At 57.9% G+C, this 13,474-nt stretch carries 13 protein-coding genes; 7 read left to right on the top strand and 6 right to left on the bottom strand.

Going from position 1 to position 13,474, the window contains the following annotated elements; translation table 11 throughout:
* Positions 1-49: 49 nt before the first annotated feature.
* Positions 50-730, top strand: a complete 681-nt coding sequence (locus tag ACVWZP_RS16150) for a Fe2+-dependent dioxygenase (protein WP_017845451.1) — start codon at positions 50-52, stop codon at positions 728-730.
* 2 nt (positions 731-732) lie between these two features.
* Complete coding sequence (locus ACVWZP_RS16145) at positions 733-1,482, top strand: tetratricopeptide repeat protein (protein WP_457369931.1); 750 nt, start codon at positions 733-735, stop codon at positions 1,480-1,482.
* Positions 1,483-1,531: 49 nt separating this feature from the next.
* On the opposite strand, the gene ACVWZP_RS16140 is transcribed toward ACVWZP_RS16145, so the two are convergent.
* The 5 genes from ACVWZP_RS16140 to ACVWZP_RS16120 form a co-directional block, all read right to left on the bottom strand.
* Positions 1,532-2,695, bottom strand: coding sequence for a type III PLP-dependent enzyme (locus ACVWZP_RS16140; protein ID WP_017845449.1), 1,164 nt, complete (start codon positions 2,693-2,695; stop codon positions 1,532-1,534).
* Between the two features lie 474 nt (positions 2,696-3,169).
* Positions 3,170-4,327, bottom strand: a complete 1,158-nt coding sequence (locus ACVWZP_RS16135) for an osmoprotectant ABC transporter ATP-binding protein OsmV (RefSeq protein WP_017845448.1) — start codon at positions 4,325-4,327, stop codon at positions 3,170-3,172.
* Complete coding sequence (locus ACVWZP_RS16130; RefSeq protein WP_017845447.1) at positions 4,324-4,977, bottom strand: ABC transporter permease; 654 nt, start codon at positions 4,975-4,977, stop codon at positions 4,324-4,326. Before ACVWZP_RS16130 ends, ACVWZP_RS16135 begins: the two co-directional genes overlap by 4 nt.
* 11 nt (positions 4,978-4,988) lie before the next feature.
* Complete coding sequence (locus ACVWZP_RS16125; protein WP_079442845.1) at positions 4,989-5,882, bottom strand: glycine betaine ABC transporter substrate-binding protein; 894 nt, start codon at positions 5,880-5,882, stop codon at positions 4,989-4,991.
* Between the two features lie 20 nt (positions 5,883-5,902).
* On the bottom strand, positions 5,903-6,655 hold the full coding sequence (locus tag ACVWZP_RS16120; RefSeq protein WP_226926039.1) for an ABC transporter permease: 753 nt from the start codon (positions 6,653-6,655) through the stop codon (positions 5,903-5,905).
* 295 nt (positions 6,656-6,950) lie between these two features.
* On the opposite strand from ACVWZP_RS16120, the gene ACVWZP_RS16115 reads away from it, so the two are divergent.
* The 5 genes from ACVWZP_RS16115 (at position 6,951) to ACVWZP_RS16095 (ending at position 12,104) form a co-directional block, all read left to right on the top strand.
* The gene (locus tag ACVWZP_RS16115; protein ID WP_017845444.1) at positions 6,951-8,534 is read left to right on the top strand and encodes a peptide chain release factor 3; all 1,584 of its coding nucleotides are present in this window, start codon (positions 6,951-6,953) and stop codon (positions 8,532-8,534) included.
* A 296-nt stretch (positions 8,535-8,830) separates the two neighbouring features.
* Entirely contained in the window at positions 8,831-9,049 is a 219-nt protein-coding gene (locus ACVWZP_RS16110; RefSeq protein ID WP_232566240.1) for a hypothetical protein, read from the top strand.
* 483 nt (positions 9,050-9,532) lie between these two features.
* Positions 9,533-10,534: an ABC transporter ATP-binding protein gene (locus tag ACVWZP_RS16105; protein WP_448119966.1), complete on the top strand. Its 1,002-nt coding sequence runs from the start codon at positions 9,533-9,535 to the stop codon at positions 10,532-10,534.
* Positions 10,531-11,322 (top strand): ABC transporter permease, encoded by a 792-nt coding sequence (locus ACVWZP_RS16100; RefSeq protein WP_134939554.1) that lies wholly within the window; start codon positions 10,531-10,533, stop codon positions 11,320-11,322. Before ACVWZP_RS16105 ends, ACVWZP_RS16100 begins: the two co-directional genes overlap by 4 nt.
* The gene (locus ACVWZP_RS16095; RefSeq protein ID WP_057004228.1) at positions 11,322-12,104 is read left to right on the top strand and encodes an ABC transporter permease; all 783 of its coding nucleotides are present in this window, start codon (positions 11,322-11,324) and stop codon (positions 12,102-12,104) included. Before ACVWZP_RS16100 ends, ACVWZP_RS16095 begins: the two co-directional genes overlap by 1 nt.
* 28 nt (positions 12,105-12,132) lie before the next feature.
* On the opposite strand, the gene ACVWZP_RS16090 is transcribed toward ACVWZP_RS16095, so the two are convergent.
* Positions 12,133-13,338: an ISL3 family transposase gene (locus ACVWZP_RS16090; protein WP_457369930.1), complete on the bottom strand. Its 1,206-nt coding sequence runs from the start codon at positions 13,336-13,338 to the stop codon at positions 12,133-12,135.
* Positions 13,339-13,474: the final 136 nt, after the last annotated feature.

Genomic DNA, 13,474 nt, shown 5'->3' with positions numbered 1-13,474 from the left:
AGGATAAGAATCAATACCATTAACGTCTTTCCGCTCTCAGGTAGTGCTCATGTTGCTGCATATTCCCGGCCTGTTCTCTCGTGAGGAAGTGCAGCGCATTCGCCAAGCCCTGGAAACCGCCGACTGGGCCGACGGTAGAATCACCGCCGGGCACCAGTCCGCCAAGGCCAAGCACAACCTGCAATTGCCCGAAGGCCACCCGCTGGCCAAGGAAATCGGTACGGCGATGCTGGAGCGGTTGTGGCAAAACCCGTTGTTTATGTCGGCGGCGTTACCGCACAAAGTCTTCCCGCCGCTGCTCAACTGCTACACGGCCGGGGGCAGTTTCGACTTTCATATCGACAATGCCGTGCGCCAGCCCAAGGGCAGCCAGGAGCGGGTGCGTACCGATCTGTCGTCCACGCTGTTCTTCAGCGACCCGGAGGACTATGACGGCGGCGAACTGGAGATCCAGGACACCTTCGGCGTGCAACGGGTCAAGCTGCCCGCCGGCGATATGGTGCTGTACCCCGGCTCCAGCCTGCATAAAGTCAACGCCGTGACCCGTGGTGCGCGCTACGCCTCGTTTTTCTGGACCCAAAGCCTGGTGCGCGAAGACAGCCAGCGCACCCTGCTGTTCGAGATGGACGGTGCGATCCAGCAACTGACCGCGGCGGTCCCGGACCACCCGGCGTTGATCCAGCTCACCGGCACTTACCACAACCTGTTGCGTCGCTGGGTCGAGGTCTGAGCATGGGCTTTTTATTGCGCCGTGAAGAAGTGCTCAACGTCGAGCAGTTGCAGCGCATGCTCGACGACTCGCCAGTGCGCGCGGCCCAGGCGATCCTGATCGCGGCCAGGGAGGGCGTGGTGGATGCCCAGGCCTTGCTCGGGCAGATCCTGCTGGAAGGGCGCGGCATCGAGCGCGATGAAGCGCTGGCACTGCGCTGGTTCCAGATCGCGGCGCAGGGCGGGCACCTGATGGCGCGCAATATGCTGGGGCGTTGCCGCGAGCATGGCTGGGGCTGCGTCGCCGACGAAGCGGCGGCGGCGCGGGACTATCGGCTGGCGGCCGAAGCCGGGTTGGACTGGGGGCAATACAACTACGCCAACCTGCTGGCCACCGGTCGCGGTGTCGCCGAGGACCAGGCGCGCGCGCTGAGGTGTTATCGCCAGGCGGCGGAGCAGGGCCACGCCAAGTCGATGAACCTGTTGGGGCGCTATCTGGAAGAGGGCCGGTTTTGCCCGAGGGATCCGGACGCTGCCGTGGCGTGGTATCGACGCTCAGCCGAAGCCGGGGATTTCCGTGGGCAGTTCAGTTACGCGGCGGTGCTGGCCGACAGCGGCCAGATCGAGGCGGCGCTGGCGTGGTTGCGCAAGGCGCTGGCAGGCGGCAATCTGAAGTTTTTGCGGGTGGCGCACAAGGCGCTGGTACAGGCGAATGATCCGCGGATTCGGGCGATGGCCGATGCCTATGAGCAACATGCCATGACCTGTTTCTGAGCGATAAAAAAACCCATGACAGGTCATGGGTTTTTTGTTCGCCGCCGTCTTACACGTAATACGACTTCAACGGCGGAAAGCCATTGAACTCAACCGCGCTGTAGCTGGTGGTGTACGCGCCGGTCGACAACCAGTACAACCGATCACCGATCGCCAGGTTCAACGGCAGGCCGTACTTGTAGTTTTCGTACATGATGTCGGCGCTGTCGCAGGTAGGACCGGCGATCACCACTTCTTCCATCTCGCCTTTCTTCTCGGTCCAGATCGGGAACTTGATGGCTTCGTCCATGGTTTCGATCAGGCCGGAGAACTTGCCCACGTCCGTGTACACCCAGCGCTCGACGGCGGTGCGCGATTTACGTGCCACCAGCACCACTTCGCTGACCAGGATGCCGGCGTTGGCGATCAACGAACGGCCCGGTTCCAGGATGATTTCCGGCAGGTCGTCGCCGAAGTCTTCCTTGAGGAAGCGGATGATTTCTTCGGCATAGGTTTCCAGGCTGTTGGTGCGGGTGATGTAGTTGGCCGGGAAGCCGCCGCCCATGTTGATCAGCTTGAGGTGGATGCCGTCTTCTTCCTTCAGGCGCTCGAAGATCACTTTGACCTTGGCGATCGCCGCGTCCCACACGCTGATGTCGCGCTGTTGCGAGCCGACGTGGAACGAGAGGCCATACGGCACCAGGCCCAGGTCGCGGGCGAGGATCAGCAGGTCCATGGCCATGTCGGTCTGGCAGCCGAATTTGCGCGACAGAGGCCAGTCAGCCGTGGTCGAGCCTTCGGTGAGGATACGCACATAGATTTTCGAGCCCGGCGCGGCCTTGGCGATGTTGCGCAGGTCGGCTTCGGAGTCGGTGGAGAACAGGCGCACGCCCTTCTCGTAGAAGTAGCGGATGTCCTTGGATTTCTTGATGGTGTTGCCGTAGCTGATACGGTCGGGGCTGACGCCGCGGGCCATGACCTTGTCCAGCTCGTAGATCGAGGCGATGTCGAAGCTCGACCCCTTGTCTTTCAACAGGTCGATGATCTCGACGGCCGGGTTGGCCTTGACTGCGTAATAGATTTTGGCGAATTCGAAACCGGCGCGCAGGTCATCGTAGGCCTGGCTGATCATCGCGGTGTCGATCACCACGAACGGGGTTTCTTGCTTGTCGGCGAACGCCTTCATTTTGTCAAAAGTGGCGCGCGCGAAATAATCTTCGACGTTGATCGACATGCTGGGAACTCCTAAGGGCAAACTAAATTGATCAATGGGTGCAAATGAACGTCCTCCGTATCCCCACTTTGGTTCGCCTACTTCCCAAGGCATGTCGCCGAAAGCAAAAAGGCCATGGGATAAGCTTCCCTTGGCCTTGCTGTCTCGTCGTCAGTACTTGAGCCGGATGGATCGTTTCCAGCATGGACGTTCGGCGCGAACTTTAGGGCGTGAGGGGCTTGAGATCAACTAAAAATGTCGCGTTTTTGCACGCGTTCGTCGCGGGACCGGGTGCAGCTACTTATGTAACCGACCGGTGTGACGGATTGATGTTCCCCGCAGGCGGATAATCAGGGGGATTTCCCTGACACACCACGGACCAAATGTGGGAGGGGGCTTGCCCCCGATGGCAGTGTGTCAGTCATGAATATATTGACTGATACACCGCCATCGGGGGCAAGCCCCCTCTCACAGTTTTAAGCGTGTTGTGTCAGATCAGGCCAGGGCGGTCTCGGCGGGCGAAACGATACTGGTCTTGCCGCCACGCGACTTGCCGGAGCTCAGGTACTCGGCAATCGATTCCTGGGTCACTTCACCCAAAAACACCCGCTCGGCGTCCATCACCGGTAACCACGAACGGTTGAACTCGTACATGCGCGACAACAGGATGCGCAAGTGCTCGTCATACGCGGCCGTGGCGTTGAATTCGCGCAGGTATTGACCGCAAGTGCCGGTCTGACGGTGCAGGTCGCGACGGCGCACATAGCCCAGCGCCTTGTTGTCGGCGCAGGTGACCACCACATAGCGGCGGTCGAGTTCGTCCATCAGCTCCAGGGCATCGGCCACCGGGGTTTCCGGGCTGACCGACGGGGCGTTGTCTGCCGCGTCTTCGGCTTTTACCAGCAGCAGACGCTTGAGGGTGCTGTCCTGGCCGACGAAGTTGCTGACGAACTCATCCGCCGGGTGCGCCAGCAGGGTGTCCGGGTGGTCGATCTGCAGCAGTTTGCCAGCGCGGAAGATGGCGATCTTGTCGCCCAGCTTGATGGCTTCGTCGATGTCGTGGCTGACCATGATCACGGTCTTGTTCAGCGCGCGCTGCATTTCGAAGAACTCGTTCTGGATCATCTCGCGGTTGATCGGGTCGACCGCGCCGAACGGCTCATCCATCAGCAGTAACGGTGCATCCGCCGCCAGCGCACGGATCACGCCGATGCGCTGTTGCTGGCCACCGGACAGCTCACGCGGGTAGCGGTGCAGGTACTGCTTGGGCTCGAGCTTGATCATGCTCATCAACTCGCGGGCGCGGTCGTGGCATTTCTGCTTGTCCCAGCCCAGCAACTTGGGCACGACCACGATGTTTTCCTCGATGGTCATGTTCGGGAACAGACCGATCTGCTGGATCACGTAGCCGATGTTGCGACGCAGGGTCACTTCGTCGAGGTCGGTGGTGTCTTCGCCGTTGATCAGGATCTTGCCCGATGTGGGCTTGATCAGGCGGTTGATCATTTTCAGCGTGGTGCTCTTGCCGCAGCCCGAGGGGCCGAGGAATACGCAAATCTCGCCTTCGTTGACGGTCAGGCTTACGTCGTTCACGGCGGAGACAGTCTTGCCGTTGCTTTGGAAAGTCTTGGTCAGGTGTTGAAGTTCGATCATTTGAGCAGTCCTTTTGGAGTCAGCGAGCGTTGCAGCCATTGCAGAAGCAGGTCGGCGAAGATGGCCAGGAGACTGACCAGCACGGCGCCGACGATCAGCATCGACATGTCGCTGCGGCTGATGGAAGCCAGAATAAGTACACCCAGGCCGCCGGCGCCGATGGTGGCGGCGATGGTCATCACGCCGATGTTCATCACCACGGCGGTGCGTACACCGGCGAGGATCACCGGTACGGCGATGGGCAGTTCGACCATGCGCAGGCGCTGGCCGAAGGTCATGCCGATGCCTTTGGCGGCTTCGCGGATGCCCGGCTCCACGCCGGTCAGGGCCAGGTAGGTGTTACGCATGATCGGCAGCAGGGAGTAGAGGAACACGGCGGTGATCGCCGGCATTGGCCCCAGGCCCTGGCCGAATTTGGAGTAGAACGGCAGCAGCAGGCCAAACAGGGCGATGGACGGTACGGTCAGCAGCACGGTGGCGCTGGCTTGCAGCGGGCCGGCCAGGCTCGGGAAGCGGGTCATCAGCACGCCGAGGGGTACGCCGACGACAATCGCGAGGATCACGGCAATGCCGACCAGGGTGATGTGCTGCCAGGTCAGGTGCAGGACTTGGGCCCAATCAAGATGGGAAAAGGCGTTTAAAAATTCCATGTCTTCTCCTCTTAGTTGAGTGGATGCTGGCGCAGGAAGTCGGCGGCGACGGCGGATGGGCTTTCATGGCCGACGTCGACCCGCGCGTTCAGCTGGCGCATGGTTGCGTCGTCGAACAGGGCAGCCAGCGGCTTCAGATCGGCGGCCAGTTCAGGATGGGCGTCGAGATAAACCTGACGCACCACCGGCGCGGCGGTGTAGTCCGGGAAGTAGTGCTTGTCGTCTTCGAGCAGCTTCAATTTGAAGGCATTCAGGCGACCGTCGGTGGTGTAGACCAGGCCGGCAAACACCTGGCCGTTACGCAACGCGGTGTAGACCAGCCCGGCGTCCATCTGCCGGGTGTTTTTGCGGGTCAGGTTCATGCCGTACAGCTTGACCATGCCGCCCATGCCGTCGGAACGGTTGGCGAACTCGGTGTCCAGGGCCACCAGGCGCGTGGCCTTGGTTTTTTCCGCGAGGGCTTGGGTCAGATCGCTGATCGTGTTGATCTGCGGGAATTCCTGGGCCACGTTCTCAGGCAATGCCAGCGCGTAGGTGTTGCTGAATTTCGATGGCGACAGCCAGACCAGGCCTTTTTTCGCGTCGAGTTCTTTTACCCGAGCGTAGGACTGTTCGCTGTCGAGCTTCTCGTCCACATGGTTGTAGGCCACCAGCGACACGCCGGTGTATTCCCAGATCAGGTCCAGTTGCCCGCTTTCCTGGGCACTGCGCGCCAGGTTGCTGCCCAGGCCGCCGGTCACGCGGGTGTCGTAACCCTTGGTGCGCAGGTACTGGGAAGTGATTTCGGCGAGCAGGGTCTGTTCAGTGAACACCCGTGCGCCGATGCGGATGACCGGTTTTTCAGCGGCTTGCGCAACCCCTGCAAACAGCAGGACGCAGCTCAATATCAATGTCAGTTTTTTCATGTGAATTCCTTTGCCGAGCCTTAAGACGCACGCACTCCGCGTTCCAGCCAGAGGCGGCTGCCCATGGTCACCAGACCGTCGAGCAGCAGGGCCAACAGCGCGGTACACGCGGCGCCGAGCAGCAATTGCGGCTGATTGTTCAGGGCGATGCCGGGGAAGATCAGGCTGCCCAGGCTGTTGGCGCCGATCAGGAATGCCAGCGGCGCGGTGCCGACGTTGATCGCCAGGGCCACGCGCACGCCGCCGATGATGATCGGCACGGCGTTCGGCAATTCGACGCGAAACAGCACCTGGCGCGGGGTCATGCCGATGCCGGTGGCGGCTTCTTTCAGCGAGCCCTGGACGTTTTTCAGGCCTTCGTAGGTGTTGCGCACGATGGGCAGCAATGAAGCGAGGAACAGCGCGAAGATCGCCGGGCCGCTGCCGATGCCGAGGACGCCGAGGGCGATGGCCAGTACGGCCAGGGGAGGGACGGTGTTGCCGATGTTGAAGATCTGCATGAAGCGTTCGGCGCGCCCGACCATGTTCGGGCGGCTGAGCAGGATACCGGCGGGGAGGCCCACAATCAGGGCGGCCAGCATGGAGACTAGGACGAGAATCAGGTGAGCTTGCAGGTAAAACAACAAATCGTCGCGGTACAGTTCGATGGTGTTGATGCCGATCCAGTGGATCAGCAGGGCCAGGAGAGCGACGACAACCGCTCCTCCTATCAGCCCTTTGCCATAGCGAATAGCCACAGGCGGACTCCTTTTTTCTTCTGTCGGCGAACACATTCCTGCGTGGCATGCCACTGCTGGCTGCCGTTGAATGTGGTCGCGAAAAGCAGCTCGCCCATGCCGGCAAAAGCGGCATGAGGTCAAGCCATGAGCGCAGCCTCGTCAGGCTAACTTGCTGATTTTTCAGCCCCTGTTTCGAGTGCGGTTGCAGGGGAGTGGACGTCTCTACCTTTTAAAAGGTTCCATACTTGGCAGTATTTAGCCACCCCCAACCGGGTGAACGGTGGTCCGGCACCCTGGGTTTGCGCTATACTCGCCGCCCTTTTTTGACTCACCTGCCAGGCGATTTCCCATGACCCACCAGGCCGCCGAAGTCGCGAAACGCCGCACTTTCGCCATTATTTCCCACCCCGATGCCGGTAAAACCACCATCACCGAGAAGCTCTTGCTGATGGGCAAGGCGATCGCAGTGGCCGGCACGGTGAAATCCCGCAAATCCGACCGCCATGCCACCTCCGACTGGATGGAAATGGAAAAACAACGGGGTATTTCCATTACCACGTCGGTCATGCAGTTCCCGTATCGCGATCACATGATCAACCTGCTCGACACCCCGGGCCACGAAGACTTCTCCGAAGACACCTACCGCACCCTGACCGCGGTGGACTCGGCCTTGATGGTCCTCGACGGCGGTAAGGGCGTCGAGCCACGCACGATTGCGTTGATGGACGTCTGCCGCCTGCGCGACACGCCGATCGTCAGCTTTATCAACAAACTCGACCGCGACATCCGCGATCCGATCGAGCTGCTCGACGAAATCGAAGCGGTGCTGAAGATCAAGGCGGCGCCGATCACCTGGCCGATCGGTTGCTACCGCGACTTCAAGGGCGTGTACCACCTGGCCGACGACTACATCATTGTCTACACCGCCGGCCACGGTCACGAACGCACCGATGTGAAAATCATCGAGAAGCTCGACTCCGACGAAGCCCGCGCCCACTTGGGCGATGAGTACGACCGCTTCGTCGACCAGCTGGAACTGGTGCAGGGCGCCTGCCACGAGTTCAACCAGCAGGAATTCCTCGACGGCCAACTGACCCCGGTGTTCTTCGGTACCGCATTGGGCAACTTCGGTGTCGACCACGTGCTCGACGCCGTGGTGGACTGGGCCCCGCGCCCGCTGGCCCGGGTCGCCAACGAGCGCACCGTGGAGCCGGTGGAAGAGAAATTCTCGGGCTTCGTGTTCAAGATCCAGGCGAACATGGACCCCAAACACCGCGACCGTATCGCCTTTATGCGAATCTGCTCCGGCAGATACGAAAAAGGCATGAAGATGCGCCACGTTCGCACCGGCAAGGACGTGCGAATCGGCGATGCCCTGACGTTCTTCTCCTCCGAGCGTGAACAGCTCGAAGAAGCCTACGCCGGCGACATCATCGGCCTGCACAACCACGGCACCATCCAGATCGGCGACACCTTCACCGAAGGCGAAACGCTGGGCTTCACCGGCATCCCGCACTTCGCCCCGGAACTGTTCCGCCGCGTGCGCCTGCGCGACCCGCTGAAATCCAAGCAACTGCGCCAAGGCTTGCAGCAACTGGCGGAAGAGGGCGCGACCCAGGTGTTCTTCCCCGAGCGCAGCAACGACATCATCCTCGGCGCCGTCGGTGTGCTGCAGTTCGATGTGGTCGCCAGTCGCTTGAAAGAGGAATACAAGGTCGAATGCTCCTACGAGCCGATCACCGTGTACTCCGCGCGCTGGATCGAGTGCAGCGATAAGAAGAAGTTGGAAGAGTTCTCCAACAAAGCCGTGGAAAACCTCGCGGTCGACGGCGGCGGTCACTTGACCTACCTGGCGCCGACCCGGGTCAATTTGGCGCTGATGGAAGAGCGCTGGCCGGATGTGAAATTCCGTGCGACCCGCGAGCACCATTAAGCTCTGAGCGGTTGATGGAAGGGCGAAGCTGTCATGGCTTTGCCCTTTTTTATGTCTGCCGAAAATCCAAAATGTGGGAGCAGGCTTGCCTGCGATGCAGGCACCTCAGTCCATCAGGCACACCCAGTGGATGCCATCGCAGGCAAGCCAGCTCCCACAGTCAGGTTTTCATTAGTCAGGGGAATTGGCGCTAACCCCGCTTCCGGTCTAGCGTTTCGACTACGACACCCACTCACCGACGGAAATAGGAGACAAGGGGGCGTATAACTAAACGTGCCATTCCCCTGGTGCTACTGGTGTCCTTGGGGATCTCAAGCGCCGGGGCACATGGGCTGCAACTGGCCGACGCCGGAACGCCCCAGTGGAAAGACACTGGCCCCGTCACCAAGAAAAAACAGAAGGAGGTCAACTCCGGCGGCTGGCAGCCGCAGTCCCAACCCGCGCCCAAGGAGGATGCGGAAAACCCTTATAATGAAGGCGAAGACAGTGAAACCTACGACGATGGCGACAGCTAGTCGTAAATTCCGGGCAATAGAAAACCCCTTCTTCCCCGGCTGATGCGCAACAAGGGAGAAGGTTTTTTCAACGGATCAAAATCACGCTGTAGGATTTTTCTGTACGATCTTTCCCTGTCATTTGTGGTTCTACTCTTCTTTTGCGTGACCTCGCGTTTTGCTCTCGACGCTGAAGTCACTATCGATTAGTTTCTAATCCATTGGCAAATCTGAAAAAGCAAAGAGCCGCGGGCTAGAGTGTTCCGCGTTACTATCATCGAGTCTGGCTTCATTAATCGATGGGCTTGCGCGAGATGTCAATCAAGCGTCGATAAGTGCAATCATAAATCAGTACTGTGAATTCAGAATTTAAATGTGTAATAACGTTTCTTGATGACGTGGATCGGTGCGTGATATTCAAGTCGGCGTTGAAACGATATGCGCAATGGATAGCTCATTTTCTTCAAGGTCTCGCATGCGATGGATTGTATTAGTGTAAAAAATTTGTCCAAAACCTACCTGATTAAAGAGCGCTCGGAAGGGCCGCTCGGTTGGCTGACAAGTCTGGTATCTCCCAAGAGTTCAGAGAAGACGGCTGTTGACGATATTTCATTTACGGTCAAGCAGGGTGAGGTCGTAGGCTTTCTCGGACCGAATGGCGCAGGTAAAACCACTACATTGAAAATTCTGTCGGGGCTGCTCTATCCGACGGCAGGACAAATATCGGTTCTCGGTTATCAACCACAATTGCGGAGCAAGGAATTTCTCAAGTCCATCTCGCTGATCATGGGGCAACGTCAACAGTTGATCTGGGACTTGCCGGCCATGGAAACTTTCCGGCTGAATCAGAAGATATTCGAAATCTCCGATGAACAGTTCAAGCAGACCTATGGCTATCTGGATGAATTGCTTAAGGTATCGAAGTTGGCCAAGGCGCCGGTGCGAACCCTGTCGCTTGGCGAAAAAATGAAGTGTGAGCTGGTCGCATCGTTACTTCATGACCCCAAGGTTCTTTTTCTCGACGAGCCGACTATCGGACTCGATGTCGGGGTGCAAAGGATAGTTCGTTCATTTATTCGGGACTATGGCCGCGAGCGCAATGTGAGCGTTCTGCTGACGTCGCATTACATGCAGGATATTGAAGCCCTGTGTGAGCGAGTCGTTGTCGTTTCCGATGGCAAGATCTCCTTCGATGACACCCTGGAGTCGCTGCGTAAACGCATGTCGGATCACCGTATCATTACGGTGGAATTGTCTGAAAGCGTTATGGCTTCGGCACTTGGCCGGTACGGTCTGGTGCGCTCCGCAGACGGCTTTGTGCATGAGTTGCTGGTGCCGGCTGCCGAGGTGGTGGGTGTCTGTTCGCAGGTTCTGGCCGAGCAGCCGGTCATCGACATTTCCATCGGTGATCCACCGATCGAAGAGGCTCTGCTGAAGCTGTTCATGGCCTCTCAGGCCGACGCCGGGCAAAAGGTCAAGGGTGCGCCCGGGGAGTGTGTCGCGTGAGCCGGTTTGCCATGAAAGTCGCAGGCGTTGCGCGCACAGCCATTCGTCGCAAGGTTGCGCATCGCGCAGAGTTGTTTGTATTGGTACTCGCCTCTTTGGTGCCGTTATTCATGATGGTCATCTGGATGGGCATTGCAAAGGATGCCGCACTGGAAGGTTTTACCCCGGCCAGGTTTGCCGCTTACTTTGCGCTGGTATTTCTGGTTGGCGAAATCGTCTCCAGTACAGCTGCTGAAGAAGTAGAGAGTGACATTCATTCGGGGGATATTGGCAGTTTCCTGTTGAAGCCGTTCAATATTGCCTTCTATTACTTTCTGGGTGAAATGGCTTCGGCGATGGTCAGAGTCATACCGATATTTTTCCTGGTGGCTGGCGTATTCCTATTTTCCGAAGCGGGTAAGTATTTGCACCTGAGCTATCTGATGCCTGCACTGCTCGGAGTCATACTGGGTTTTGCCATCAACTATTTACTTTATTTCATCGGCGGGCTTGCGGCGTTCTGGTCCGATCAGGCAAGTGCCTTTGATCTGGTGTTGACTTACATGCTCACGCTGTTTGGTGGGGTCCTTGCTCCGTTGACGCTTTATCCGGGCTGGATGCAGTCGGTACTTGAGTGGTCACCGTTCCCTTACATTATTAACTTTCCAATCAGAATCATCATGGGCGAGTTGACAAACGAACAGTTGGTTAATGGATTACTATTTCAGGTTGTGCTGGTTGCTGCACTTTCGTTGTTGGCTAATTTTATCTGGGCCAAAGGTGTAAAACGTTATTCGGTGTTCGGATAATGAAGACGTTGAGCGCAGTCAAGGCGCTTCTGACAGCAAGGTTGCAGGCCAATATGAAAGACCGCGTGCCGGTCTTTGTCAGCCTGTTGAATACAGCCCTACTGGGATTGTCCGTTTATGTCGTGATTGAGATTTTCTTTGGGAATGTCGAGACAATTGGTGGCTGGAATAAACAGCAGTCGATTGTGTTGTATGGTGCCTTTATCCTTATTCGCTCCTTTGTACAAATGGTGGTATTGCCCAACTGCGAGGCCGCCTCGAAGTTGATCATCAGCAAGTCCATTGATACTTATTTGTCCAAACCGGTTGATGTGCAAACCATTCTGGCCTTTGGGCAGTTGCGCCTCTGGCATATTTTCGGGGTCCTGCTGGGGCTGGGTCTGATGCTGGGTGGCAGTCATGCGCAAGGGCAACTGACATTGCAGACGCTCGGCGCTTTCTTGGTCTTCATGGTCCTCGCGTGTGCGCTGGTTTATTCGGTCTGGTTCAGCATTGCCAGTCTGGCGTTCTGGACCAAGAAAACCGGCAACATTTCCCACCTGTTGTTTATGTTTCTGACCACCGGACGGTTCCCGTCCGGCGCGTATCCGGAGTGGATCCAGGTCGTGATCATGACCGTAGTCCCTGTCTTTTTCATCATGGAAGTGCCCGCGCAATCAGCGATGGGGATGACGACGGGGCGGTCTTTGGCGGGCGCTGTACTGGCGACTCTGGCCTTCTTGCTGTTGTCTCGATTGCTTTGGCATTGGGGGGTCAAGAAATACCTTCGAGAGGGCGCCTGACACTCGCAACACCGAAATTTAGGGTTCTTCACGGATTGCCGGGAAAGACGCTCTTGATCTTCATGAAAAAGAATTCGCTGTCCCGGTAACCGTACGCCATTCGTTTGATGACCTTTATTCGATTGTTTATTCCTTCCAACTGACCGGTGTGCATTGGCCAGCGCACCCGGTTCACGATGCCCCGCCAGTAGCCCTTTAGTCGCTTTGCGAATTGGATCAGTGCGGGTATTTTGCTTTCTTGAGCGTGACGCAGCCACTGCTTCCAGGCTGATCTCCAGTCCCAGGCATCGCTCGGTGCCCAGAGCATTTTGAACTCGGCCTTCATCAAGTAGACCGTCATTAACGATTGGTTGGCGGCCAGCAGATCCTGCAAATGAACCTGCTGTTCCGGTTTTTTCAGGTTCTCCCGGTTACGCAATAGCAACCATCGCGCTTGCTTTATGACCTTTCGAGCGGGCTTGTCATGGCGCAGTCGGTTCGCCTCGTCAACGCGAACACGATCAATCACTTCTCGGCCATATTTGGCGACCACATGGAAAAGGTCATAAATCACCCGTGCTTTTGGGCAGTGTTGGCGAACTTCCAGGTCATAAGCCGTGTTCATGTCCATCGCTACCGCTTCAATTCGGGCGCACCCCTCTGGCCCCAGTTCTTTGAAAAACGGTCTGACTGCCGCTCGGCTACGGCCTTCGCCGATCCAAAGAACTCGCCGAGTATCAGCGTCCAACACCACGCTGGCGTAGCGATGACCTTTGAATAACGCGAACTCGTCCATTATCAAGCGCAGTGGCTGAGCCTTGGGCAAGGTACTCAACGCCGCTTGCAGAGCGCGCCGCTCCGGCAACCGAACGGTGTCCCAATGCAGCCCGAACATCTGCGCAACATGCAGTGTAGGAAGGCGTTCGCAGGCTCGAATAACGGCCTCTGCCAGCCGGCGCGTCATGCGGGCGTAGCGATCCAGCCAACTGACGACCTCCATGCGTTTGCCACAATCACGGCAACTAACACGCCTGAGCTGAACGTTGAGGCGGACTGCGCGACCGAGAATCGGCAAGTCACGCACGACTCGATCGCAGTACTCATGAGTTGTTGAACAGAGCTTTTGGCAGCCACCACAGGTGGGAAATCGCGTGGCCTGGGGGATCAGATCGATTTGAAGGGCATCGCCGTCAGGTTTGATCGCGACGACAGAAAAGCCCTCCCAAAAAGGAAGGAAAGTATTAATATCGCGCATAAGAACGCCGGTTTTTTAGATGTGTTTGCTCGCACGAACATCATCCATCAAATCGGCGTTCTTGTTTCTGTGTTTCCCGGGATTCCGTGAAGAACCAAAAAAAAGCCCCTCCCGCCAGGCTGATGCGCAACCTGAC

It is taken from the genome of Pseudomonas sp. TE36184 (genome assembly GCF_054060055.1).
Note: the sequence above shows the minus strand (reverse complement) of the source record. Positions and strands in the feature narration are given on the sequence as shown.